This is a genomic window from Shewanella xiamenensis, from assembly GCF_014647135.1.
In the GTDB taxonomy this organism is placed as follows: domain Bacteria; phylum Pseudomonadota; class Gammaproteobacteria; order Enterobacterales; family Shewanellaceae; genus Shewanella; species Shewanella xiamenensis.
In genome coordinates this window covers 18,407-43,862 of record NZ_BMOP01000032.1, presented here as the reverse complement: position 1 = coordinate 43,862, position 25,456 = coordinate 18,407, and the positions used below count along the sequence as shown (strand labels likewise).

The following is a 25,456-nucleotide window of genomic DNA, read 5'->3' as shown; positions in this document are numbered from 1 at the left end:
CTTACGCGATGATTAGGGCTTTGAACAAACTTACTGGGCTAGGCATGCCTGTAACTTACCGTGTAGTTTGATATTTAGACGATTATGAGGGGCTTTGTTCGCTGAATCGATTTAGGAAACAAAGCCGGTGGGGAGCGAGTTGGTCGCCATTAATGTTGATTAAGCCAGCGTTTTACTATCAGCGGTACAGCAATAATTGCATCTAAGGGGATGAACTCAAAACCATAAGGTCGTTTGTTGACATGTTTAGAGACTAGAATTTTTTCTGCTCTTCCGCGTGCATATTTTGGAAGATTACATACAGGCTTTACGGTAAGGGAAGTGCCAACAATCAAAACCTTAGATGCTGTTTTAAATAGTTTTTTTACTTCATAAAGATTAGGAACCTGCTCCCCAAATAAAACGACGTGAGGCCTTTCATTATTCTCGAGCGAATAAAGCCTATCGCCGATGCTAAATGAAACATCACTCTCTAAATGCCGAGCCTCAAATAGACTTCCGTGAACGTGATAAACCTGAGTTGAGCCTGCTCGTTCGTGAAGATTATCCACATTACTGGTTACAACACTAACCCGGTATTTTTTTTCAAGTTCGGCAATGGCAATGTGTGCTGGATTAGGGTGTGCTGACAACACTTCCTGTTTGCGGAAATTATAGAAATCGATAACTTTTTCTGGGTACGCTTTTAAGGCCTGAGCAGAAGAAACCTCTTCAACCCGATACTTCAACCACAGTCCATTATCATCAGTAAATGTCGCTAGCTGATCCGCTGATATTCCTGCTCCAGTAAAAACGACAATATGGTTTGGATCAATCTCTGGTTTACTCAAAATAACTTCTCCTAAGATGTCATGATTTTTAATCGCAATGTGGAGTTATATATTGTTTTTTAATGGAACAGTTTTGTACGTACTTCTGAGCATTGAGGCACGCTTAAATACGGATCCAATGATGATTAGGGACTTCACTCTTACTGTTGGCTCCAGGATTTGAAATGCTGCACCCGCGAAATTTGGAGGCGCATTTCTCTGGTTGATGAACGTGACCTGTCAGTAACCATACAAGAGACAAGGTGCCTGATTTAATTGCCGTTGTTAGGTCCCTTGAGCCAAAATCTCTCCCCGATTGCTTCGCGACACTAAGCCCTGAAGGCGGCTCGTGGTGAAGCAGTACATTGCATCGAGAAAATGGTGTGAAGTCAGATGTACCATATGACGCGCTGCCGAATATCACCCCATTGATTGAGGCTATAGCCTGATCTGCGTAGATCCCCTCAATTTCCCTTAACCAGGTTGAATTGAGTTCATCACCTAATTGGTCATGATTGCCCGAGCATACAAAAATAGGACGATTGAACTGTTTTAACCAGCATGAGATAACGGCCACTTGCTCATCGATTGGTGTAGGGCAGTTGTATCGACTATCAATGAAGTCACCTGTTAGACAAACAACGTCAGCTTCGGATGCATTGTCGGTAACCCATAGCATTTGAACTTGGTTGAAATGCAGATCGGAAACATGGAGCAGTTTCATTGTCAGTCCTATTGAATAAAAGGCATATCGGTTGGTTTGAGTAGTGGATCATACAAACATATCGAGCCGTCAATGTGGCTATAGATTTCAGCCGTTACTAACACCGAATGGCCTAACTTAATCATTTCGTTAGCCTTCTGTTGATAATGCATCCAAGCATCGCGATCTCTCTGAAACGTCAAATAGATTTCAACATCAAAATTCTCAAAACAATTATATGCCTCTGCGATGATCCGCAATTCAAAATCTGCTGCGATCACGGGGATGCCAGCATGACTCGAGACAGTTCGACCAACGTGAGCTGGTAGGATTTGTTTGAGCCGACAAATTAGCTTCAGACTATGAAAGGCTGAAAGTTGGCCAAGCAGATGAAATGGATCGCCGGACAATAAAAGTAAAGGTGCAACTGTAGGTGCAGTCATTGTGATTTCATTTCAGCTAGGCGGGTGATCTGTTCTACTGCAGCAAGCATTCTTATTCTTGCTGCAGGATTACTCGTATGTACATTAATTTTCGGAGGCTTAAAGCCTGTATCAACAATAGCTTGCTCAATCCAAAGCAGCACATCGTAGCCAGTACCTCTAGCATCATCCCCTAAATCATGGTCTAGGCTAATATCGGTTACCATGCCTTTGGCTAAACAGGAGATAACTTCATCTGGCCATCGAACGTGTAGCCAGCCAGTAGGAGCGAGTCGTTCATCATCCAAAAATATTTTCATCTTAAGTAGTTTTCATCGTCCATTCTCATTAATGTACATAGTGTATTCAGCGAGACGACAAGTAATGTCGTTTGTCTATTTCTATTGTTCATAGCCAAGCAGTTTTGCTAACGGGAAGGGGGTATGCTCAAGCGAGACTATAAAATTTTCGGTGTAAGTGGCCTTCGAGGTCATGTGGATGCCAAGGAGGGTAAGATGTCAATTTTGATCTCATTAGGGCGCAACAGACGCCGGATATATGTCGCAAGAGTGTGAACCATTAACAACTGATACCCCGTTGTCAAAGGTGAATTATCGACTAACGTAAATGTACTAGCCCAGACCCGCTTCAGAACAATGCCTGAATCGTTAACTCCTTAAGCGTGGTGTTTATCGTTAATCAATGGCACAAGCTATTGTGCGCATTCGCCTAAGTGTTCGCTTCGCCCTGCACAGCTTGTATTTCTCTTGCTCCTCATACTTAAAAAGGTCACGTCGCTCTGCTGGTAAAGTTGTATACTTTCGGGCCTTTTATTTTTCTAACCTTTTACTTTGGGATAGGCGATATGCGAATACTCATTACCGGTGGTGCAGGGTTTATTGGATCGGCATTAGTGCGAATGCTGATTGAGCAAACGATGTGCATCGTGATCAATGTCGATAAGTTAACCTATGCCAGTCATCCTGAGGCTTTAGCGGCTATTGCCGATAGTGAGCGCTATCATTTCATACAGGCGGATATTTGTGATGGAGCGACATTAGAGCAAGTCTTTCAGGCTCATCAGCCCAATGTGGTAATGCATTTAGCGGCTGAAAGTCATGTTGATCGCTCAATTGAAGGACCCGCTGCATTTATCCAAACCAACATTGTGGGCACCTATACGTTGTTAGAAGCTTCGCGCCGATATTGGCAGCAATTAGCGGATACGCGAAAAGGGTTATTTAGATTTCATCATGTTTCTACCGATGAGGTTTTTGGTTCACTGACCGAAACTGGATTGTTTAGTGAAACCTCAGCTTATGATCCGAGCTCGCCTTATTCAGCAAGTAAAGCTTCAGCGGATCATTTGGTTCGTGCTTGGCATCGAACTTATGCTTTACCGATAGTGATGACCAACTGCTCCAATAACTATGGCCCTTTTCAATACCCTGAAAAGCTCATTCCCCTAATGGTCACCAATGCGTTACAGGGTAAACCGTTGCCAATTTATGGTAATGGTCAGCAAGTGCGTGATTGGTTGTATGTGGATGATCACGTTAAGGCGCTCTATTTAGTTGCGACTCAGGGGGAGCTTGGGCAAACCTATAATATTGGTGGTTCCTGTGAGCAAACTAATTTGACGGTTGTGCGGCAAATTTGCGCCTTATTAGAGGAGTTAGTGCCTACTCATCCGCAATCTCTTGCAAAGGGTAGTGCGGGGTTTGCTGATTTAATTCAGTATGTCGTTGACCGGCCTGGCCATGATGTACGCTATGCTATTGATGCCAGTAAAATTCAACGTGAATTAGGTTGGAGAGCGCAAGAGTCTTTTGAGTCAGGTCTCAGAAAGACGGTGGAGTGGATTATAAACCAGCAACATCTTTAAGCGAGTGCTTAGTGCGTGCGCAAGTTCATCCTCGAACATCATGTCTAGAATCTAGGGCGTTGCTTCGCAACTGCTAGGACGGCCTACGGCTTTTAGAACGCCACTTCGTGGCTCTAGAACCTAGATCCTTTTATGCATTCTATAACGATACGCAGCACCTGGCTTTGTGTATGGTTTAGTGGATGCTGGTTGTCTGCTTTGGTTTGCTTAATTGTTGATTGTCCCTTGTTTGAACGGTTTGCTTCGGGAGTTATTACTTCTAAGAGCCGTATTTCTGGCGATTGTGCTGCTGAATTTTGGACTTGTGGGTATTGCACCATGTCGTAACGCTTAAGTTGGATCATTTGATCTTGATAAACTAAGCACATTGGTTCAAGGCAAAGTAGCCATTGTTGCAACTCGTTGTTGTACAGTTTTTTTGTTTGATAAACCTTATCGTCATGGCTGGTTTCATAGGACGTAAGGTTTAACGAGCCATTCAACTCCAGCCGCTCAATATGCGCGCGATACTTGCCGCGTTTGATCATCACATTAAAGTCGATAATTTGTTTATCTAAGAGTTGGCTTTCAATCTGAGTTTCGCCGCTAAAACAAAATGCAGGTTGGTTTGGGCGGAGTACTAACTCGCTTGATTTAGCCGCATTGTCAGACATCATTAGCTTTACGCCTTCGCCTTCCAAGATACACAACTGTCTATCGATGCCAGGAAATGGTGAGAAGGGACCGTTGCTCGAAATGGTGGCGATGCTGATCCTAAAATCAAAGTTGCTGAGGTCTGCCCCCTTTGGCCATATCAGCAGTTGTTTAGTACTACCGCCGCCGTTTTTCCATAAACTCGATTCACAGTCTTGATAGCGGATAATTTGGATATCTGGGTTCATGTCTTAGTAACTCTTTTCATTTTGAGTAACCACCGATGTGAGAATCTAGAACGCTGACAAGCTTGCTTTAGAGTTTAGAGTCTAGAGTCTAGAGCCGTAGCGTTCTAGCTGGGTGGAGCACTCAACTTCTCACTGTGACGCTGCAAAGCTCTTGTCTACATCCCTTTCTTTTTCAATATATAGTGCTCAGCCAGTTCGCCGCTGATCCGGTTGCCTTCGTTATCTAGCATAAATAGCTGGTTTTCACCGACGAGGTATTTACTGCCATCGGATAAAGTAATTTTTGAGCCCTTGCCATCCCAGTCAAATTTTCCTGCCACCTTGAAGATGCTCTCATCTTTGCCCAAATAAATACTTTTTAATTCAAAGCTGTTATCTGCCAGTAGCGTTAGCGTGGTTTGAATACCTTCGCAACTCGCACAGGGTAAAACACCTTCATACATGCCTGGCCAATCGAGTGCATTTTGGCTGGTATCGCCAAGGGGGATGGTCTTTTGAGTTTCTGTATTGGCTGTGGAGTTTTGATCTGTTGCATGTTGCGGATCGCTGCAAGCGGTTGCCATGATTGCGACTAAGGCGATAGTAAAGAGTGGACGTTGCATATTCATCTCAAGCCTCTGATTTATTGATATTAGGGATGATAACCGCCATCTACGATGGCACCAAACTTATTTACTATGGTAAGGGGTCATATCAAAGGCCTTAAGGCTATGCTCGATATGGCATTTGGGCGCTTAATTTCAGCGGCGCTTACGGCTTCATTGCTATAGTGTTAAATCCGATAATATGGCGCGATCGCAGTTGAGCTGGGAGAGCTAGAAGAGCTGAAATGCTATTCTGTAGAGTAATCTACCTAGTGAGTTTGCAGATAGAATCTATACTAAAGACTATCACTTTAAGGTTAGTACTTAAGACTCTTGCATAAGCATTGGCTACTGAAGCTATTGTCAGATTTCAATGTCTGGTGAAGCCACGCGGAGAACTCCATCATTATGACGCGGATGTTAGATAGGATTTTATTTGACGTGAGTCGCTCTTCAATTATTGATGGTGGCGATTTAGCTGAGGCATCGCAACTCATTGTTGCTTCAGTGTGCCAAGGCTTAAACATCAGCCGTGCCAGTATTTGGTTATGGACTGAAGATCATCAAAGTATGCACTGCTTTTACCTGCTCGATAATATGCAAAGACAAGAAGCTTTTGTCTTAACGCGTGCTGATTATCCTTATTATTTCAGTTTATTAGATAATGAAAGAGCGATAGTGGCTAATCAGGCTCAAACCGATAGAGCAACCCATGAGTTTGTAAAGGTTTACTTAGTGCCTAATGGTATTACCTCCATATTAGATAGCCCTATCCGTCATCGCGGTAAGATGGTGGGCATTATTTGTTCTGAACATCAAGGTGAGTCAAGAGAATGGACCCGCGATGAAAAAGCCTTTGCTTCCGCCTTGGCCGATTTATTTGGTCGGGCAATGAGTGCAAGGGAAATTTTAGATTATCAGCAGCAATTAAAAGCCATTAATGCGGATTTGGAAGCGCAAGTTGAATTAAGAACTCAAGAATTGGAAACCGCATTGGCGGATTTACGTTCAACACAACATCATTTGATTGAAAATGAGAAAATGGCGGCTTTAGGGAGTTTAGTGGCAGGGGTTGCCCATGAGGTCAATACGCCTTTGGGGATTGCTGTTACCTCCGTAACTCATTGTTTAGATGAGGTCGCATTGTTAAAAAGTACATTTGAGCAAAATGAACTCGACGAAGATAAGTTTTTAAACTTTATCAATACGATGCAAGATGGTTTGGGACTGATAGAGCGAAATTTGGCGCGAGCAGCGGAGTTAGTCCACAACTTTAAGCGAACCGCGGCGGATCAGTCGGTACTTGAACGTGAGCGATTTAATTTAAAGACTTATCTTTTCCAGATTTTTAGCTCATTAAGGCCATTAATGCGTAAGAAGAATATTACCTTAACCGTTGACCTTGATGACCAAATTTTCATCGAGTCTTACCCTGGGGCAATAGCGCAAATTTTTACCAATCTAGTTGCCAATAGCTTTCGGCATGGGTTTCCTGACAATTTTGCTGGTGATAAACAAATTACTATCCGAGTTGAACAGCAAGGCTCGAACGTTTTCATGAGTTATCAAGATAATGGTGTCGGCATGACTGATGAGGTCAAGATGAAAGCCTTTGAGCCTTTTTTTACCACCGCTCGCAAAGATGGCGGCACAGGCTTAGGAATGTCAATTATCTACAATTTGGTTACCCAAAAGCTCCATGGCAGTATTATTCTGACCTCTTCGCCTAACCAAGGCGTAAAAGTCGACATACAACTTCCTGAGAAATAAAGCTGAACCTAGAACCTAGAACCTAGAACCTAGAACCTAGAACCTAGAACCTAGAACCTAGAACCTAGAACCTAGAACCTAGAACCTAGAACCTAGAACCTATAAGCCTAGAAGTCGCATAGCAACGTTCTGTTTTTTCTCGTAAGCCATTGGCTGCGCTTAGTTTGCAGTTATATGCTACAATCTGCGCCTTGATTCAATTCACTAATCCTCGATATATCAATGAGAAAAGGCATTCTATTGGCGGGTGGTACAGGCTCTCGCCTTTATCCTATGACGCAGGTTGTGTGTAAGCAATTATTGCCTATCTACGATAAGCCAATGATCTATTACCCATTGGTGACTCTGATGCAGACGGGCATTAGAGACATTTTGATTATTTGTACTCCTAATGATTTGCCACTTTTTAAGGCATTACTGGGTAATGGTCAGCGTTGGGGGATCCAGCTTGAATATGCTGTACAGCCTTCACCAAGGGGATTAGCTGAGGCCCTTATCATCGCTGAACCCTTTCTTGCTGGCCACTCCTGTGCGTTAATTCTTGGCGATAACTTATTTTATGGCCAGCAACTTAACACCAACTTACAAAAGGCGACCCAGTTAGCCGTTGGCGCCACCGTATTTGGCTATCATGTGGCGAATCCTAATGCTTATGGCGTCGTTGAGTTTGATGCTAATGGCAAAGCCATTTCCATCGAAGAGAAACCGCGCGCAGCCCGCTCTTCCTATGCCATTCCCGGTTTATATTTCTTTGATCATAGAGCCAGTCAACTGGCTAAAACGGTTGCTCCCTCTGCGCGAGGTGAGCTAGAAATTGTGGATGTGATCAATCAGTATCTGCTGCTTGGGGAGTTGCAGGTTGAAATCATGGGGCGGGGGACCGCTTGGCTGGATACTGGCACGCCCGATGCGATGGCTGAAGCGACCCAATTTATTGCCGCTATTGAGAAACGACAGGGCTTGAAAGTGAATTGCCCGGAGGAAGTGGCATTCCATTGTGGCTGGATTGATGCCTCGCAGCTAGCTGCCTTAGCTCAACCTTTACTTAAAAGTGGCTACGGTGAGTATCTTTTAGGCTTATTAAATAAACAGGTGTTTAATGAAGTGCGTTGAAACCGAGCTGGCTGAAGTACTAGTCTTTGAACCTAAGGTATTTGGCGATGAGCGTGGCTTTTTTATGGAAACCTTTCGGCAAGCGTATTTTACTGAGTGCTTGCGGAGTCGCGGATTTGAAGCGCCAGCGTTAGTGCAAGATAACTATAGTCGCTCGCAGCAGCATGTATTGCGTGGATTGCATTACCAGCAACAATATCCGCAGGGCAAATTAGTCCGAGTGTGTGCTGGCAGTATTTTTGATGTTGCCGTCGATATTCGTCCACAATCCGCGACCTATGGCAAATGGGTTGGCAGGATTCTTTCTGCGGATAATCATTTGCAAATGTGGATCCCCCCAGGATTTGCCCACGGGTTTTATGTGTTAAGTGAGTATGCTGATGTGCTGTATCGTTGCAGCGATTATTATGCGCCGGATGATGAATATGTACTTGCTTGGAATAGTGCCGAGTTTACGATTGAGTGGCCACTGTTAAACAACAGACCCATTCTTTCCGCAAGAGATGCCAATGCCGCCGTTAGCGTTTAGACGCTAACGGCGGTTTCGGTTATTTTACAGGCTTATTTTCAGTGCTGGGGCGAGTGAACCAAGGATCTCTTGCATCCATTACGTCATAAAGGCTGTACTTGCGCCCTAATGTTTGGCCACCATCGCGAGTAAGAGGCATCCAACTGATTGTCGCCCGACTATGGGTTGATTTAATGGTCATTAAATCAAATGGTACTGACACGTAGAAGCCTTTAGTAAAGCTACCCTCACCATATTCTTCCGCTGAGAGGTTAGTCTTTGTGGCAAAGGCGCCCACAATCACACCGCTATCAAACTGTTTCGAGAAATCAACTGTTACGCCTTTGTCCTCAGTCAGATACTGGCCAGCACTGATCCTTAATAAGGTATTGGGGAACCAATCGGGTTGGTAATAGACTGATGCATGCCCAGTTACCGTACCCGTTTGAACTCGATAGGGGCGGTTAGTTAGTGGATCAAATTGATTTTCCTCAGTAAACAAGCCGAGCATGCTATCGGGGTCGCGCTGCTTAACGTAATTCACATCAACACCAAAAGCCCATTGGCTGTTTAGAGGGCGGTAAAGAACCTCGCCACCCACACCGCCATACATCATTTCTAAATAACCACCATAGGCTTGGTAAGAAATATTATCGGTTAAATTATCCATCCAAGTCAGTTGCAGGTTATTCACTCTAACCGGATTATCATGAATATACTGGCGAACAAGGGTGCGAACCCGTTTTAAGTCAGTACCATCGGGCGGTACATCGTATAAAAATTTATCAAAGTTATCGTAAAGGTTGAGATAAAGGGAGCTAGAAAACTCAAAATTATCGGTAAAGCGGTAATTTACACTACCCGTCATGCCAATACTAAACATGTAAAATCCTTCGGAACCGCCAAAGGATTGGGACATGGTTGGCGAAACATCAAAGCTAAACTTATCTAGCCAATCCTTATCAGTAGTATTGACCAGTTGTCCCTGTGGCAAGCTTGGAATTTTTATAACACTTGCGTCAGTTACTTTGGCATTGAGATAGCCATAATTTGCGATTTGGGCAAATTTGGGGGCATCGATACGGGTTTCCGTTATCGGTTGGCTATAACGAGTTTCTATTAATCGGTACTCTTTAATACGAGTTACATCTGTATTGTTGGCAAGAATGGTGGCCGCTCGTTGATGTGCTTCATTTCTATCGCGGAATTTGGTTTGTTCACCGACGACAGTAATGCTGTCTTTATCCAGATAAATTTTGGCGTTTGCGTAACCTGCGATGGTTTGTAAGTCTTGAGCGACCTTGTTCCAATCCACTTGGCTTTCCGCCATCGTCTGATTAGGCGTGTTTACTGGTTCTAGATTGACTACTTCAGCACTTTGCACTTTCGAATCGTGAGTCACGGAAGTATCAGCACCAACAGTCGCTTGTTCGACTGTTGGTGTGTTTATCGGTGCGGAGGATTCTGTTTGCGTAAGGGTTAATGGTGCAGCCGGAAGCGGCTTATATTTAGCGGCAGCAGGATCGGTTTTAATCTGCGATAAGGTATTAAAATTAGTTTGTAGACTAAAGCCAAGCGTCCAAGTATTACCGCGCTCATAACTTAAATGCAGATCGCCCCAATCGCCAAACCGATAGAGTAGTCCATAGTTAAATTTGCTGTCCTGTGGCATAGCAATATTACCTTGAACCACAGGAAAGTCTGATTGATAGTCATTGCCATCATATTCGACTTTTAAACGTAGTGGCTCCCAAGGTGTTTGATATTCAACGCCGCCAAAAAGGGCTGCACACCCTTTAAACCAACGTTGGTAATCGACCGTACCACCTTTACCACCATAGGAGGTATCTCTGTCGCAGTTGTAATTAAGATCTTTTTTATCGGAAGTGAGGTTGCCACTGTTGCCAATATAGCCCCAGCCAATGCCGAGGGTAAAATCCACTGGGCCGACTCGTTTTGTTGCGGCAATAAACTCACCATCAAATAAGCCTGTGCCGCCAAAGTCCCGAACCCCAATCGAGGTTTCGGGCAACCAATTACTTTCTTCCAGTAAGCGAACCTTAAAATCGATGCCTTTATCTGTGTATTTAGTATTACCGCTAAAGCTAGGGTCGTTACTGTAAAGTAGGTCTTGTACTAGGGTGTAGCGAATGGTGGTTTCAAACCACGGAAATAGCGCTACTGAAGCACTAAAGTGCTGATAATCATCGTTATAAGTGGTTTTAAAGTTAAATTCACCTTCAGGCGCCATACGGCCTGTAGGCATTTGCATTAAACCAACGCCACCAAAATCTGATTGTGAAGGCAACAGTGTCGGATAAGAAAATTCATCGGCGCTAACATGCAATAAAGGTAGCAGTGCTAATGACAGCGCAGATAAACGCCCGAACGTATGCAAAGTGGGAGTCGACTTTTTCATTACAGAGCCCGATTCTTGAGTAATTCAATAATGTTGTTATTTAATTTTGCATGGTCAGCAAACAGCTCTGAAAACTCAACAAAGAGAATGGCACCTGGGGCGATATCCTGAGCTTGATAATTCCAATAGGCGATAGGCTGTTTTATTGCATTACCATCGGGTTGAATAATCCATACAAAGCTATTTTCGGCGTTATTGAGTAAACCCGCATGCTTTAGGTAATCTTTACTGCTGGCCCGCGATTGCCATGGTTGTTCACCCGTTTGCGCGACCGCGCCAACGACTGTGACCGTAGTTGGTCGAGGTGGTAGCACCAGTAAAAAATCACCATCGATAACCGGATTATAAGCGTCGGTAATCCGGACTAAGTCGAGATCTAACGGCTGATTAACTCGCTGGCCAAGTTTGATGGTGCGTAAAAACTGAGCAAGCTTGCTCAGTTTTGCAATGTAGTTACCATTATCGATTTGCTCACCCATCGTAGCCAATTGTTGCAATACTTGCTGACGAGTGGCCTCTAATGCTGCAGTATTTTTTATATCTAAAAGTGCCGCACCTAGCCAATAAATTGCCACAGCCTCATTTTTTGTTGGCTGATTATAAAGAGGAAGCTGGGTTAACCCATCCTGAACGGCTTGTCCAACTCGAATGGCTGAGGGATAGGTAATGTGTAGCTGCGGCGTGTTAGACGCAGTGGTACTGACAGCAAGTTGGGTATTGGCTTCTACAGCGGGTAAAAACAGTGAACCTACTAGCAGTGCCAACGGGGTGATGTAAGATCTCATTATGGCTCCACTAAGCAGCAAAAGGCTTCAGTAAGGTGATATCAATAAACGGCAGATTGGGCGCAATTTTCTGATGGCTTTTAATAACGTTGCCTGTTTGTGGATCTAGCCAAAACTCATTTTGATATTGGATATTGAGTGCATCCACAGAGACGTTTTCACTAAAATGCAAAGCTTGTGTGGGAGCGCCATTGATTAGAATATTTTCGTCACCAATCAATTTAAATTCTGATGTTGCTCGGTAGCCATAATGATAACCAGGTTGCCAATCGAGGGTGCGAGTCCAGGTTTTAGGGGTATTGCTTAAATGCAATCCTAATAACAGTGGATCTGGCTCATTACTTTCAACAGCACTTAAGTTACCTGCAAGCAGATTATGGGTTTTGACTAAACGGCCGTTAACCGTAATCAACATGCCTTTATCTGCAGATAACCACTTAAGTTCGAGTGCTTCGGGCGAGTTTTTTACTGAAGATAGGCTGATTTTAGGCTCTGCAAAGGCTAAAACCACAAATGCCTGAGCCGTATCTTCAAGTTTTACATAGATGCTGGCATAAGGATTAGCCGATACTTGCTCAGGGGAGAGAACCACATCGTCACTCCCAAAAAAGGCGAGTTTTGCGGTATCGTTTAATGCGCTAATTCGTTGACTACAGCCCGATAGCCCTACGATAACTGCCGAAATGGCAATAATGGGGAAAATTCTTTTATATATACGCATCCGAGTTGCTTATTCTCAATAATGGTAGATGAACAATGTAGATATATGTCGTAGTGATTTCAAGCTTTCACTTTTTACTTAGAACATTTGAATGCTTTAAAAAAAACAACCGCCAAAAGGCGGTTATTAACGATATGTACTAACTGATAATTAGTTAGATGACACTGATGTAGAGTTGCTGTTAGATGTGGTGATTGGGTTGCCATCTGAGCCATTTGCAGCAACTAAAACACCAGTTACAACTGCACCAGCTGCAATACCACCAGCAACGATAGCACCAGTAGCGCCACCGGTACCAGTACCACCAGTAGTTGTACCAGTTGTGTTAGCGTTAGCAGCAACTGAACCTAACATTGAAATAGCAGCAATAAGTGCTAATGAAGTTTTTTTCATCGTGATTCCCTTTTAGAAAAAATTAACCTAATTTTTAGCTAATCTAGTACAGCATGATAGGCGATTCAACTTAAATGATCAATGTTAAATCTTTTCCGCTACTCAGACTTTAGACTGATTTACAGCTTAGCTGCTACTGAATAATCCTTAATTTTTAATGAGTTTCGCACATTGTGGTTAAGAAATTATGTCATCGCTTAATTTATAACACGGCAAGATGCGGGCTTCAATTCGATTTTACTCAGCCTTTTTATTGTGAGTCATCGCATTAGGCTAAATTGAAAAATGCTTTAAGTTCGTCAAGGTGCGCCATACCGTCTTGATAACCTAAATCTATCAATGCGCTGGTATAGGATTTTTCAAACAAGAGATAAGACACAATACTTGAGTCAGACTGCCTATCGATACCAAAAAATCCCAGTAAGGTTTTAATTGCCCAGGGCATATCGTCATAGAAGCGGGCGGCGATTTTACTTAAATCTTCGCTGGGTTTTATCACTAAGGTTTTTATGGGGTGCAATGCTAGTTGCGCACGGCTTTCTTCTGGAATAAGGGAAAGCGTATGATTTATGCGCTCTAGGCGCTCTAAATCGCTATTTAAGGTATCGGAAAAGATGGTATCCAACAGATGACCCGCGATGGTCGCTGTCTTCGGATGATATTCTAGCTCCATCGGAAAATGCTTATGGGGACTGTCTAGGTTTATCACCAATAGCTTATTCGCCCCCAAATGGATTGGACTTGAAAGCGGCGCGAGCTGGTGGACTGAGCCGTCACCATAATAAGCTTGATTAAGTTTAATTGACGGGAACACCATGGGAATGGCTGAGCTTGCTAACAAGTGCTCGGTATTTAACATGCGCCGCTCACCGCTGCGTCTGGCGCGGGTCCAGTTTTCAATATCCCGTGCCGCTTGAAAAAACGTCACCGAACGCGAGTTGTTATAGCAGGAGGTATCGACACTCAGAGCGGTTAAAGCGCCGTTGCGGATATTGCGATCAATTCTTTTAAAATCGATAAGTTCATTCAATAAGTGCCGTAAAGGTTCATTATCGAGCAGGCTGCCAGCATCTGTATTGACCTTATCGTCCTGTAAGCCCTTTAGCGCCATTTTTGAGAGGTGTTTTAACACGCCTGGAAGAGTGGCTCGGTACACTTTTCTAGTTTCAAAATGACGCCATACCCATTCGAGTTTTTTGACACCTAAATGAAAACATGAGGCATGGGTGGCGATTGAAGTACCATTAATGGCACCAGCGGAAGTGCCACATATGATTTTGAAGGGAATGCCATGGTTGCGAGGATAAAGCTGGACCAGTGCTTTTAACACTCCCACTTGATAGGCGGCACGAGCGCCACCGCCACCGAGAACTAATGCTGTTGATGTTGGCAATCTTAATACTCAACGACTTGTTATTATGATTTTATTAAAGCAATGCCTTGTCTAAAAAAGCAAGTCTGAGCAGTTATCTTAATGACATTTCTTTAGTTTTTGATGAGAAGAGTCAAAGGCAAGCACTTGAGAGCTTGTTTGTCATCAACAGACGGGAAATAAAAAACGCACTTAAGTTAAACCTAAGTGCGTTGCTGTATTGAGAGGTTAATGGTAGCCATTAACTCGCACTGGCGAATGTGTATTCAGCGCAAAAGACAGTGCTTAAGCTTGCAGATTCTTTAAGAAATCGACGATTTGGTCGAATGGCACGTCTTGTTTTTCACCGGTGCGGCGGTTTTTGTATTCAAATACACCCGCGTCGATATTGCGATCACCAATCACCACAGTGTGAGGAATACCAATGAGCTCCATATCGGCGAACATCACGCCTGGACGCTCTTTACGGTCATCCAACAGGACATCAATACCCGCAGCGCTTAAGTCTTTGTATAACTGCTCGGCGATATCGGTGACGCGGTGCGACTTGTGCATATTCATTGGCAGAATGCCCACACTAAATGGTGCAATCGCTTCTGGCCATACAATGCCACGGTCATCAAAGTTTTGCTCAATCGCAGCAGCCACGATACGGCTCACGCCAACACCGTAACAACCCATCAGCAGCACCTGTGATTTACCGTTCTCATCGAGAACAGTCGCATTCATCGATTTAGAATAGTTAGTCCCGAGTTGGAAGATATGACCCACTTCGATACCTCGAGCCATGGCATAGGTACCTAAACCATCCGGTGTTGGCTCGCCTTCAACCACGTTACGGATATCGGCCGCTTGTGCTAGTGGCAGATCGCGCTCCCAGTTGATACCAAAGTAGTGTTTATCATCCACGTTTGCGCCGGCAGCAAAATCGCTCATCACGCTAACACTGTGGTCGATGATGATCGGCATATTCAGGCCGACAGGGCCTAATGAGCCTGGACCTGCGCCAATGGCGTCACGGATCAGGGCTTCTGGGGCAAATTCTAATGGTGATGCCACTAAATCTAATTTATCTGCCTTGATTTCATTTAGCTCGTGGTCACCACGTACAATCAGCGCAACCAGTGGCGCCGCTTCAGTCGCACCCTTAACAATCAAGGTTTTCACTGTTTTAGTGATATCTAAACCGAATTGCTCAACTAACTCGGCAATGGTTTTCGCATTTGGGGTATCGACTAAACGTAATGCTTCAGTCGCCGCGCCGCGCGTTTCGGTTGGCATTGGCGATTCGGCTTTCTCGATGTTAGCGGCATAATCGCTACCCGTAGAGTAGGCGATTAAGTCTTCACCGCTTTGCGCTAATACATGGAACTCGTGTGACATGCTGCCACCGATAGAACCGGTGTCCGCTAAAACCGGACGGAAGGCTAAGCCCATGCGCGACAGAATGTTGCTATAGGCTTGATACATCGCCTCATAGGTTTCATTCATGGTGTCCACATCAAGATGGAAAGAATAAGCATCTTTCATCAGGAACTCGCGAGAACGCATCACGCCAAAGCGTGGGCGAACTTCGTCGCGGAATTTAGTTTGAATTTGATAAAGATTCAGCGGTAATTGTTTGTATGAGCTGACTTCTTTGCGGATTAAGTCGGTGATCACTTCTTCGTGGGTTGGTCCCAGAACGAAGTCACGGCTATGACGGTCTTTAAAACGCAGTAGTTCAGGACCAAACTTGTCCCAGCGACCTGTTTCTACCCATAAATCAGCCGGTTGCACCATAGGCATAAGGATTTCAATCGCGCCCGCTTTGTTCATCTCTTCACGAACAATCGCTTCGACTTTACGTAATACACGCAGGCCCGTGGGCAGGTAGCTGTATAGGCCTGAAGCGTTACGGCGGATCATACCCGCACGTAGCATTAATTGATGGCTGATGACTTCTGCATTCGCAGGTGTTTCTTTTTGAGTAGAAAGTAGGTATTTGCTAACGCGCATTACCGATGTCCAAATTTGAGTTGAATGGGCGCCATTTTATCACCTGCTTTGATGATGTCACCTATGGATTTAGGTTAAATTCAACTAGCTGGGAGACAAATAGCATTTTTGATGCTGGATAACGGTTAAAGCAAAGATAAGCGCTGCGCCGTTAGGGTGCGACTTCGTCATTGCTCGTATCTAGATTCTCGTCGCTGCTTACTTATTTCGCCGATCGCCAATCACCCGTGCCGGATTACCGGCGACGATAGCCCATGCGGGGACATCTTTAGTGACAATACAGCCCATGCCAATCACCGCATGGTCGCCAATGGTGACACCATCAACTATCCCGGCCTGTGCGCCAATCCACACATCTTTACCTATCACGACGCCTTTAGAGTGGGAGGCTTGTTGATAAATGGGCGTATCGGGCGCCATGCCATGATTAAAGGCGTAGATTGTCACATGGTTAGCAATGCGAGTTTGGGAGCCAATTTGAATCCCCACTCGACCGCCATCGAAGGAGCAGCCATGATTGATGGCGACTTCATTACCAAGGGTGATAGGGCCATGTAAAAAACATTCGGCGGCAATCATGCAGTGATTACCTATCTTAATATCGCGATTGGGCTCGGCAAATAACTGTGCCTCGGGAGCGATAAAACAGTTATCACCAATGGTGACGGTTTCGAGGGCGCAAAGGTTGGTTTGAATTTCATCCTGCCAAGGTTTAGCCCAGACTAAGTGTTTTTCTTTGAGTGAAAAATACAGCCAGGGCATCCAAGACAGACGCTTTTTGTGTTGGCTCTGATAATCAGGCAATGCGGTTGTGTTTAGCGTGTGCATTTAGCCACATTTCCCGGGTTTGAGTTCGAGCACTTGAATATATTCCCGATCATCCTCATCAACCGCCATCCGCCAAAAGATATCTAAATCATACAAAGCCACTTGATATAACTTGGGATCATCCTTGGCTTTTTTATAGGCAGGGCGAGGGTCTTGTCCGAGTACGCCGCGGATAAGTTCGGCCAAATCAGTATAAGCGTCCTGTTTGCTGTAGGTGTTAATCTGCGTTGCCGCGAGCTCGGAAAACACCACTCTAATCAGCTTAGGCGCTTCTTGAGCGATACCGCCGACGGCACCTTCAATCGAATCTGAGAAGGGAATATAGGGCTTTATATCGATAATCGGCGTGCCATCGACAAGATCCATGCCTGAAATCTCCAGGCATACTTTGCCTTTACGTTGCACCACTCGGTGGAGTTTTACCACGGATTGGCCAATGCCGTTTGGGCGAAACGTCGAGCGGGTTGCGAATACACCGAGTTTTTCATTACCACCTAAACGCGGTGGGCGAACTGTGGTTTTCCAGCCTTGGGCGAGATTTTCATGGAAACAAAACAGCAGCCAAAGGTGGGAATATTGCTCGATGCCACGCACGGCGTCGAGATGATTGATATGGCCTTCCAGCTCAACATAACCGCGTGCTTCCACCAAACCAGGTTGCCTTGGAATGCCAAATTTTTGTTTGTAGGGGGTACGGCAGGTGGCCACAGCGGTAATTTGGTTGGTAAATGTCATGCAAAAAACACCTAAAGGAAGGAGCAACAACCCAAACTCAGATGGCTTAGGTTGTAAAGTACAACAAGAATGGCGTGCAGTATACACGCGATGAACTAGTCGGCGGTGGCCATTTTAATCGCTTGACCGACACATAACGCGCGGCTGATACAGCCTTGCGCAGCTTCTTCCATCATCACGCATTGTTTGATGATGATACCGTTAGCACCTTTATCAGCCGCAGCGCGGCGGGCTTCGGTTCTCGCTTCGCTTAAGGATGCTGGCACGCCATTTACATCCGCTTGGCAAGATTCTCCTTGCACTAAGCCTTTCAACTCGTAGTGGCCTTTAGGCAAACTATCACCTTCAAATAGCGTAACATCGCCTGCCTTGAAGTAGTCACTAATCGCCTCACCGTCTAAATTGCTATTAAAACTGTAGTCGCTGGCACAGGCGCTAAGCAGGAGCACTAATGCACTTGAGAGGATGATTTTCATGGTTTGACCTGAGATTAAGGGTAAAGAAGCGCAGTCCCATGGACTGCGCGGTGCTGTGCGATTTATCTCAGTAAATTCTATCGCTTAAGATACTTTTGATAAAGCTGCTGGTGGCGATTATTCAGATCTATTTGTCTTCCTTCAATCCAGATCGCATCAATTTTGTTACTCATGGGGTCGAGGATATCTCCGTCACTCAGCACAACGCTGCCCTGATAGCCTACTTCGATAGCGCCTAAATCGTTAATCCCTAACAGCTTTGCTGCATCTAACGTGACAGATTTCAACGCTTGCTCTGCCGTAACGCCATAAGCTGCGCTGTAACCTGCGGCATAGGGTAGGTTACGACTGTTCCAATCCGATGAAAAACCAAGGGCATAGGGAATGCCGGCATTTGCTAGCAACGAAGGGATTTTAAACGGTAAATCTACCGGTTCATCTGTGCGTTTAGGTAGGCTTAGGGTGTGCGGGTAAATCACACTGGCATTCACTTCCCTTAAACTTGAGGCCAGTCGCCATGCATCATAACCGCCGACAATGACCAATTTAAATTGATATTTTTTAGTCAGGGCAATTACTTGCTCGATTTGGTTAACACTGTCTGCGTGGGCAAATAGCGTTGCTTTACCTTGATACAGTGGCAACATGGCCTGCCAACGCAGATTGGGCTTGTGGTCGGCATCCGGTGTATTTTGGCTCAAAAAGTAGCGGTAACCATCTTCAAAGGCTGTGATGAGTTGATTGATCGCCTGCTGATTTTTTTCAATCGCTTTGGCTTTTCCTTTTTCATCCTCTGGCATGCGTTTTATCTGTGGCCAGTAAACATGAAATTGGCCTTCACTGGGGTGCAATGCATCTTCAATGGTCCACGCATCGAGATCGACGACCACCGATTGCCCCGCTAATCCCTCACCACTGGGGACAATTTGTGCGTGAGTGATGCCATTATAGCGAATGGTTGGCAGCAGCTCCGAATCCGGGTTGTAAGCCGTTGCTGCAGTAATTTGCGGGTTAAAGTCACCGACTTCAGCGTTATCTACGGTCGGGCGAACCATCTCGATTTCCACTAAGCCAAGACTGGTATCCAGTGCAATAAGGCCGGGATATAAGTGTTTGCCCGTGGCATCGATAACCTGTGCTTTACCATCAGCCCCGTTGACGTGTAACTGTGGTCCTAGCGCACTGATTTTGCCGTTTTCAATCAAGACATCGGTATTGGTTAAAACCCCTTGGCTGACCGTATGCACAGTGGCGTTTTTAATCAACACACCGTGAGTTTGTTTAGGCGTAGGGATGAGATCATGTGCCTGCACGGACAAGGTGATGGCCAGTGTCGACAGCAGCAAGGTCGTGGGTAAGTGCTTCATTATTTTGCTCCCTGATGATGTTGGCCCCAAGCCTGATAATGGGTATCGCAGTGCCATTGTGGCTCGTTAAGCGGTGTAACTTTTTCACCCGCCTTAGCGTTATCATCACTACTGAGAATTTTTTGGATAAGAGCGGCACGCTCAGCCACCACTTGCTGCTGGGCAAGCTGGTCTTGGTCGCGATCGAAGTAGCGTTTGCCTTCAACCCAAGCCTGGGTCACTTTGGCATAAATCGACAGCGGCTCGGCGTTCCATAGCACGATATCGGCCATTTTGCCTGGGGTGAGTGAGCCGACATACTCATCGACTCTGAGCTGTTTCGCTGGGTTGATGGTCACCATATTCCAGGCATCTTCCTTTGACATACCGCAATACATCATTGACTTAGCTGCTTCTTGGTTGAGTCTGCGCTGCATTTCGTAGTCATCGGAATTGATACTCGTCAGCACACCTTGTTTTTGCATTAGGCACGCGTTTTGAGGGATCGCATCATAGACTTCGAACTTATAGGCCCACCAATCGGCAAAGGTCGAGGCGCCCGCACCATGGGCAGCCAGTTCACTGGCAACCTTGTAACCTTCAAGCACATGGGTAAAGGTTTGCACTTTAAAGTGGTAGGCTTCGGCTAAGCGCAGGAACATTAAGATTTCCGACTGTACATAAGAGTGAATATGCACATCGCGCTGTTGCTTAAGCACTTCGGCCACCGCCTGCAAGCGATAACTTGGGCGCGGTGCGAGGGTTTTCTTCTTCTCACTGCTGCGTAAATCATCATAATCCTTCAGCGCATTCTCATAGGCGAGTGCTGCATCGAAGGTTTCTTCAAATAAGGCTTTTACCCCCATGCGTGTCTGCGGGAAGCGCTGCACAAACTTTTCGCCCCAGTTACTCTGTTTGACGTTTTCGCCAAGGGCGAATTTGATACTGGCAGGGGCATTGGCAAACTTTAGCTGTTCTGCGCTTTCTCCCCACTTCATTTTTATTAACTGGGATTGGCCACCAATAGGATTAGCGCTGCCATGGAGTAATTGTGCGCTGGTCACGCCGCCCGCGAGTGCGCGATAGATGGAGACATCTTCAGGATTAATCACATCGCCAATCCGCACTTCAGAGGTGACTGCGTCTGTGCCTTCGTTAGTGCCGCCGTTGATGGCAATATGGGAATGCTCATCGACAATCCCCGCTGTTAAGTGCTTGCCCGTTGCATCGAGGACTTGATATCCAGAAGGCGTGTTGAGTTGCTGGCCGATTTTTTCAATCTTGCCATTGGCCATTAGCAGATCCGCATGTTCCAAGATACCTTGTTTATCTGAGGTCCAGAGGGTGGCATTTTTAATATGGAGTTTCTCGGCTTTGGGCGCCTCACTTAAACCATAGGCGACGTTAGGGTAGGTAAGTTGACTGACTAAGGTTTGCGTTGCATCGGCTTTAGGCGTGCTTACTTGCTCCGTCTTTAGCGGAGGCGTAAGGGCAATACCAGCAACATTAATGCTACGACTTTGGGCGTCTACCATCCGGCCTTGAATGCCGTCTTTGGCAAACCAGAGGGTAAAACGGCTGATCCCATGAATGCCTGCATCAGTTAAATTGGCGTTAAAGCTGACGCGGCCGTCGTCTTCAAGCTTGAGGTTGGAGAGTGGAATACTCTTCTCGCCACTGCTCAGATTTCCTTGCAAAGTGGTTTTACCTGCTTTGTCTGCTTCTTCAAGGCTCAAATCTAAAGTTAAATTATTCAACGTCAGCTGATAGTCACCCAACATCTTGGCTTGTGAAAGTGAGCGGATGGCTTGTTCTTGTCCCTGTAGCCAGACACTGTAAATCTGTCCGTCTTTAAAAATATTGCCCTTAGTAATGACAAAGTCCGCCATATAGCCCGGGGCAAGTTTTCCGGTCAAGTCAGCGGTTCCTGCCATTTCAGCAGCTTGAGTGGTGAGGGCCGCGAGGGCTTTATCTTCGCTGAGTCCTTGCGCAATCGCTTGACGAAGGCGTGGCCAAAACGCCTCGGTCTTAATGCCAAATTGGGTAAACGCAAAGGGGATACCTGCATTTGCTACTGCGGCAGGGTTTGTGGGCGCGCGCTCCCATTGTCTGAGTTCTGCAAGGGAGACTTCGCGATCGGCATCATCGGTACCCACTTCGGGTGCTTGTGGGTAATTAAGAGGAAGAATTAAAGGATAATTCAGAGCCTTTAATTCGTTGATCCGAGCATATTCTTGGCCACTTGCGAGTAAGTTGGCGGGCTGCTTATGTTCTTTGAGTAGGTTAGCTGCACGCAATAAATCGTTCAGATTTTTTGTTTCAAATACGATTGGTTTCTCGGCTAAGTTATCTAAACGTTCGAAGGCAATATTAAATTCAATTTGAGGTGTAGCTGAACTATTAACCGATTTGTGCTTATTTTGGTTATACCAGTTAGCATCGGCAAAGGTTTGCCTGATAAGCGCAATACTGCCCATTAAGGAATTGGGATAATCTTGCTCGGAGGTGCCTTTATCAAAGGCCATAAAAGGTTGGCTGCGCGCCCGATAAATCACCTCGTTAGCATTTTTATCGGCTAATGATAGGCTGACACCCGTGCCTCGGAAAATACCATCAAGCTTACTGCTTTGCACACTGGTAAAACCGTTTACGATCCAATCTTTAGCACGTTGCTTATTGGGGTAAATGTAATTAAACCATTCTTTTTCAGCGTGAATTGCACCATTCTCAGCATTGCCACCGATACGTTTAATATCATATACCGGACGAGTTAGCCCCAATTTTGGATATTCAAACTCGATAGCATAATCGGTAAAGGGATCGATAAAACCGGGATAAATAGTATAACCACTGAGATTGACCTTTAATGCCGCCGCGGGGATATCACCTTGGTCAATAATGGCTTTGATCCGATTGTTTTCAACTAATAATGTGGCATTTGAGAGTCGTTTCCCCGGTGCAAGAATTAATTCTGCATTGGTCAATGCAGTTAACTTATTGACGGGGGTGATGGGATTGGCCTCGGCAAAAATGGGTTGAGATACAAAACTACTTATTATGCCGCAGCTTATTATTATCTTATTGTTTATCTGCATTTTTTATTCACTTAGACGGAGGGTGAATAAAGAGTAACCTAAAGTAGATGTAAATACTAAAGATGAATTGTAACGCAATTTAAGCATTTACTTGAATGACAATGGGCGGGGTGGGATAGGCATAAAAAAGCTCGCAGGGCGCGAGCTTTTTTATGTTACTCAATGATAATAGCGAATGGCTATTGTCATTACCATTACGGTATTGGATTAGATTAAGAAATCATCCATAGAACGGCCTTTATTGACTTCGTTCTTAAATACTGTTGGCATACGGCCTTGACCTGTCCACTGGATCACTTCGCCATCAACTTCAATTTGGTATTTCGCTGGACGAGGAGCGCGTTTCTTGCTCGAGGCTTTAACTGCAACACCACCTAAATCGTCGATTGATAAACCAACGGCTTCCATTTGTTGACGGATTTCTTCAATTTTTGCATTACGAGCAGCAATAGCTTGCTGTTCTTCTGCTTCCATTGACTCACGCTCAACTAAAATTTTATCTAGTTTAGCCGCTAAATCACGCAGTTCTTCAACGCTAAGATCTTTTACCGCAGCTTTAAAACGACGACCGTGAGTTAATATCTCTAAAAATTCGCTCATATCTATTTTCGTCCCACTCTATTTTTATTACAGGATAATGGTGAACAACAGCTAAATGATAGAAACTAATATTGCTCGAATCAAATAAAATTATGCAATAAACAAAAATTAAATATTATTTAATTTTTGAACTTTTTATATATGGCAAATAAGTGTTCAAAAATGTGGCCAATACGACAGTCTTAAAAATGCAAACAAGCGTTTGACTTTGGTTGACGTTAACGTTAACAGGACGTAAAGTGGCTCTATCCTGCATTGGTGATCACCAATGTTTTGTCCATGTACATGAAAGTGTAGGAAGGAAGCCCTATGAAAGTATTGGTGCCTGTTAAGCGCGTAGTTGATGCCAATGTGAAGGTCAGGGTAAAAGCTGACAACACCAGCGTTGATACCGCAAACCTCAAAATGGCGTTGAACCCTTTTTGTGAAATTGCAGTAGAAGAAGCGGTTCGTTTAAAAGAAGCGGGCAGTGCTACTGAAGTAGTGGTCGTCAGCATCGGCAATAAAGCCGTTCAAGAACAATTGCGTACCGCATTAGCACTAGGTGCTGATCGCGCGATTCACATTGATACTGAAGAAGAGTTAGCACCAGTATCAATTGCCAAATTACTTAAAGCAGTACAAGAAAAAGAACAAGCGCAATTAGTGCTGTTTGGTAAGCAATCCATTGATGGTGATAATAACCAAACGGGCCAAATGTTTGCTGCATTAACGGATATGCCGCAAGCGACTTTTGCTTCAGCAATTAAAGTTGAAGGTAATTCACTTCAAGTTGCTCGTGAGATAGATGGTGGTATGCAAACCTTAAATCTACCGTTGCCAGCTGTGGTGACTGCGGATTTACGTTTGAATGAGCCACGTTATGCCTCATTACCTAATATCATGAAAGCCAAACGTAAGCCATTAGATGTGCTGACGGTAGCTGATTTAGGTGTGACGCTCAAAGCGCATCAAACGGTGATCAAGGTAACGCCGCCTGCTGAACGTAAGGCCGGTATTATGGTTGCGTCGGTAGCAGAGCTGGTTGAAAAGTTAAAGAATGAAGCGAAGGTGATCTAAATGGCCATTTTAGTATTAGCAGAACACGATAATGCGGCGCTGAAATTGGATACCGCTAAAGTTGTCACCGCAGCTCGTGCGATCGGCGGTGATGTACATGTATTGGTGGTGGGCCATCAATGTGGTGCAGTGGTGCAAGCTGCTCAAGCTCTACAAGGTGTCGCGCAAGTATTAGTTGCCGATAACAGTGCTTATGAAGCGCATTTAGCCGAAAACGTGGCTAAATTGCTGGTGGACTTAGCACCAAACTACAGCCATATTCTCGCAGCGGCATCGAGTGCGGGTAAAGACACGTTACCGCGTGTGGCAGCACTTTTAGATGTGGCGCAAATTTCGGAAGTGATTGGCGTGGTGAGTAGCGATACCTTTGTTCGCCCGATTTATGCGGGTAACGCCTTAGCGACAGTTCAAAGCCATGACGCTATCAAAGTGATGACAGTGCGTGCCAGTGCGTTCGATGCGGTGACACAGGGTAATAATGCTGCTGTGACTACCTTGGATAAAGTGTTTGAAGCCAAAGCTCAGTTTGTGTCTCAAGCGCTGACAGTTTCAGCACGTCCAGAGTTAGGAAATGCTGGCATTATCGTATCTGGTGGCCGTGGCATGGGCAGCGGTGAAAACTTCGGCATGTTAGAGCAACTGGCTGATAAGCTTGGTGCCGCAGTAGGTGCTTCGCGTGCGGCGGTTGACGCAGGCTTTGTTCCGAATGACTTGCAAGTCGGTCAAACCGGTAAAATTGTCGCACCTAATCTCTATATTGCAGTAGGTATTTCAGGCGCGATCCAACATTTAGCGGGAATGAAAGACGCTAAGGTGATTGTGGCTATCAACAAAGACCCTGAAGCGCCTATCTTCCAAGTTGCCGATTATGGCCTCGAAGCTGACCTGTTCGAAGCCGTTCCGCAGTTGATTGCAAGCTTAAGTTGATTTTATTTGTGAGCTAAGTCAAAGTAA

The 25,456-nt window shown here is 45.1% G+C and carries 24 protein-coding genes; 6 read left to right on the top strand and 18 right to left on the bottom strand.

What is annotated here, in order from left to right:
* Positions 1–149: 149 nt before the first annotated feature.
* The 4 genes from IEY09_RS18440 to IEY09_RS18425 all read right to left on the bottom strand — a co-directional run bounded on the left by IEY09_RS18440 (position 150) and on the right by IEY09_RS18425 (position 2,254).
* Complete coding sequence (locus IEY09_RS18440; protein ID WP_037428263.1) at positions 150–830, bottom strand: SIR2 family NAD-dependent protein deacylase; 681 nt, start codon at positions 828–830, stop codon at positions 150–152.
* A 103-nt stretch (positions 831–933) separates the two neighbouring features.
* Positions 934–1,533 (bottom strand): metallophosphoesterase family protein, encoded by a 600-nt coding sequence (locus IEY09_RS18435; RefSeq protein WP_069454911.1) that lies wholly within the window; start codon positions 1,531–1,533, stop codon positions 934–936.
* A gap of 8 nt (positions 1,534–1,541) precedes the next feature.
* Positions 1,542–1,955 (bottom strand): hypothetical protein, encoded by a 414-nt coding sequence (locus tag IEY09_RS18430; RefSeq protein ID WP_188872217.1) that lies wholly within the window; start codon positions 1,953–1,955, stop codon positions 1,542–1,544.
* Positions 1,952–2,254 carry a cyclic-phosphate processing receiver domain-containing protein gene (locus IEY09_RS18425; RefSeq protein ID WP_188872215.1) on the bottom strand — a complete coding sequence of 101 codons (303 nt, stop codon included), beginning with the start codon at positions 2,252–2,254 and terminating at the stop codon, positions 1,952–1,954. Before IEY09_RS18425 ends, IEY09_RS18430 begins: the two co-directional genes overlap by 4 nt.
* 545 nt (positions 2,255–2,799) lie before the next feature.
* On the opposite strand from IEY09_RS18425, the gene rfbB reads away from it, so the two are divergent.
* On the top strand, positions 2,800–3,819 hold the full coding sequence (gene rfbB, locus IEY09_RS18420; protein WP_188872213.1) for a dTDP-glucose 4,6-dehydratase: 1,020 nt from the start codon (positions 2,800–2,802) through the stop codon (positions 3,817–3,819).
* A 113-nt stretch (positions 3,820–3,932) separates the two neighbouring features.
* Here rfbB and IEY09_RS18415 read toward each other — a convergent pair whose 3' ends face one another.
* Together IEY09_RS18415 and IEY09_RS18410 are read right to left on the bottom strand one after the other, a co-directional pair.
* Positions 3,933–4,700 carry a HutD/Ves family protein gene (locus IEY09_RS18415; RefSeq protein WP_055646648.1) on the bottom strand — a complete coding sequence of 256 codons (768 nt, stop codon included), beginning with the start codon at positions 4,698–4,700 and terminating at the stop codon, positions 3,933–3,935.
* A gap of 155 nt (positions 4,701–4,855) precedes the next feature.
* Positions 4,856–5,302, bottom strand: a complete 447-nt coding sequence (locus IEY09_RS18410; protein WP_037420570.1) for a copper resistance protein NlpE — start codon at positions 5,300–5,302, stop codon at positions 4,856–4,858.
* Between the two features lie 390 nt (positions 5,303–5,692).
* On the opposite strand from IEY09_RS18410, the gene IEY09_RS18405 reads away from it, so the two are divergent.
* From IEY09_RS18405 to rfbC, 3 genes are all read left to right on the top strand, one after another.
* Positions 5,693–7,054, top strand: a complete 1,362-nt coding sequence (locus tag IEY09_RS18405; RefSeq protein WP_188872211.1) for a sensor histidine kinase — start codon at positions 5,693–5,695, stop codon at positions 7,052–7,054.
* Between the two features lie 222 nt (positions 7,055–7,276).
* Positions 7,277–8,167 (top strand): glucose-1-phosphate thymidylyltransferase RfbA, encoded by an 891-nt coding sequence (gene rfbA / locus IEY09_RS18400; RefSeq protein ID WP_188872209.1) that lies wholly within the window; start codon positions 7,277–7,279, stop codon positions 8,165–8,167.
* On the top strand, positions 8,154–8,696 hold the full coding sequence (gene rfbC, locus IEY09_RS18395) for a dTDP-4-dehydrorhamnose 3,5-epimerase (protein ID WP_188872207.1): 543 nt from the start codon (positions 8,154–8,156) through the stop codon (positions 8,694–8,696). The genes rfbA and rfbC overlap by 14 nt, the downstream gene beginning before the upstream one ends.
* 19 nt (positions 8,697–8,715) lie before the next feature.
* Here rfbC and IEY09_RS18390 read toward each other — a convergent pair whose 3' ends face one another.
* The 12 genes from IEY09_RS18390 to IEY09_RS18335 form a co-directional block, all read right to left on the bottom strand.
* Entirely contained in the window at positions 8,716–11,094 is a 2,379-nt protein-coding gene (locus IEY09_RS18390) for a YjbH domain-containing protein (protein ID WP_188872206.1), read from the bottom strand.
* Positions 11,094–11,879, bottom strand: a complete 786-nt coding sequence (locus tag IEY09_RS18385) for a capsule biosynthesis GfcC family protein (protein ID WP_169547767.1) — start codon at positions 11,877–11,879, stop codon at positions 11,094–11,096. Before IEY09_RS18385 ends, IEY09_RS18390 begins: the two co-directional genes overlap by 1 nt.
* A 10-nt stretch (positions 11,880–11,889) precedes the next feature.
* Positions 11,890–12,600 (bottom strand): YjbF family lipoprotein, encoded by a 711-nt coding sequence (locus IEY09_RS18380; RefSeq protein WP_188872204.1) that lies wholly within the window; start codon positions 12,598–12,600, stop codon positions 11,890–11,892.
* Positions 12,601–12,750: 150 nt separating this feature from the next.
* On the bottom strand, positions 12,751–12,993 hold the full coding sequence (locus tag IEY09_RS18375) for a hypothetical protein (protein WP_188872202.1): 243 nt from the start codon (positions 12,991–12,993) through the stop codon (positions 12,751–12,753).
* A 268-nt stretch (positions 12,994–13,261) separates the two neighbouring features.
* Entirely contained in the window at positions 13,262–14,386 is a 1,125-nt protein-coding gene (locus tag IEY09_RS18370) for a patatin-like phospholipase family protein (protein WP_037428284.1), read from the bottom strand.
* 264 nt (positions 14,387–14,650) lie between these two features.
* A complete protein-coding gene (locus tag IEY09_RS18365; RefSeq protein WP_037428285.1) occupies positions 14,651–16,363 on the bottom strand; it encodes a proline--tRNA ligase in 1,713 nt (570 codons plus the stop codon).
* Positions 16,364–16,561: 198 nt separating this feature from the next.
* Entirely contained in the window at positions 16,562–17,191 is a 630-nt protein-coding gene (locus IEY09_RS18360) for an acyltransferase (RefSeq protein WP_188872200.1), read from the bottom strand.
* Positions 17,192–17,926 (bottom strand): tRNA (N6-threonylcarbamoyladenosine(37)-N6)-methyltransferase TrmO, encoded by a 735-nt coding sequence (tsaA, locus tag IEY09_RS18355; RefSeq protein ID WP_188872198.1) that lies wholly within the window; start codon positions 17,924–17,926, stop codon positions 17,192–17,194.
* Between the two features lie 95 nt (positions 17,927–18,021).
* A complete protein-coding gene (gene rcsF / locus IEY09_RS18350; protein ID WP_037420516.1) occupies positions 18,022–18,402 on the bottom strand; it encodes an Rcs stress response system protein RcsF in 381 nt (126 codons plus the stop codon).
* Between the two features lie 77 nt (positions 18,403–18,479).
* Positions 18,480–19,769 (bottom strand): amidohydrolase, encoded by a 1,290-nt coding sequence (locus IEY09_RS18345; RefSeq protein ID WP_188872196.1) that lies wholly within the window; start codon positions 19,767–19,769, stop codon positions 18,480–18,482.
* On the bottom strand, positions 19,769–22,843 hold the full coding sequence (locus tag IEY09_RS18340; protein WP_188872194.1) for an amidohydrolase family protein: 3,075 nt from the start codon (positions 22,841–22,843) through the stop codon (positions 19,769–19,771). Before IEY09_RS18340 ends, IEY09_RS18345 begins: the two co-directional genes overlap by 1 nt.
* A 207-nt stretch (positions 22,844–23,050) precedes the next feature.
* Positions 23,051–23,443, bottom strand: coding sequence for an H-NS histone family protein (locus tag IEY09_RS18335; RefSeq protein ID WP_037420523.1), 393 nt, complete (start codon positions 23,441–23,443; stop codon positions 23,051–23,053).
* Positions 23,444–23,752: 309 nt separating this feature from the next.
* On the opposite strand from IEY09_RS18335, the gene IEY09_RS18330 reads away from it, so the two are divergent.
* Together IEY09_RS18330 and IEY09_RS18325 are read left to right on the top strand one after the other, a co-directional pair.
* Positions 23,753–24,502 (top strand): electron transfer flavoprotein subunit beta/FixA family protein, encoded by a 750-nt coding sequence (locus tag IEY09_RS18330; RefSeq protein ID WP_037420526.1) that lies wholly within the window; start codon positions 23,753–23,755, stop codon positions 24,500–24,502.
* On the top strand, positions 24,503–25,429 hold the full coding sequence (locus IEY09_RS18325; RefSeq protein ID WP_037420528.1) for an electron transfer flavoprotein subunit alpha/FixB family protein: 927 nt from the start codon (positions 24,503–24,505) through the stop codon (positions 25,427–25,429).
* Positions 25,430–25,456 lie beyond the last annotated feature (27 nt).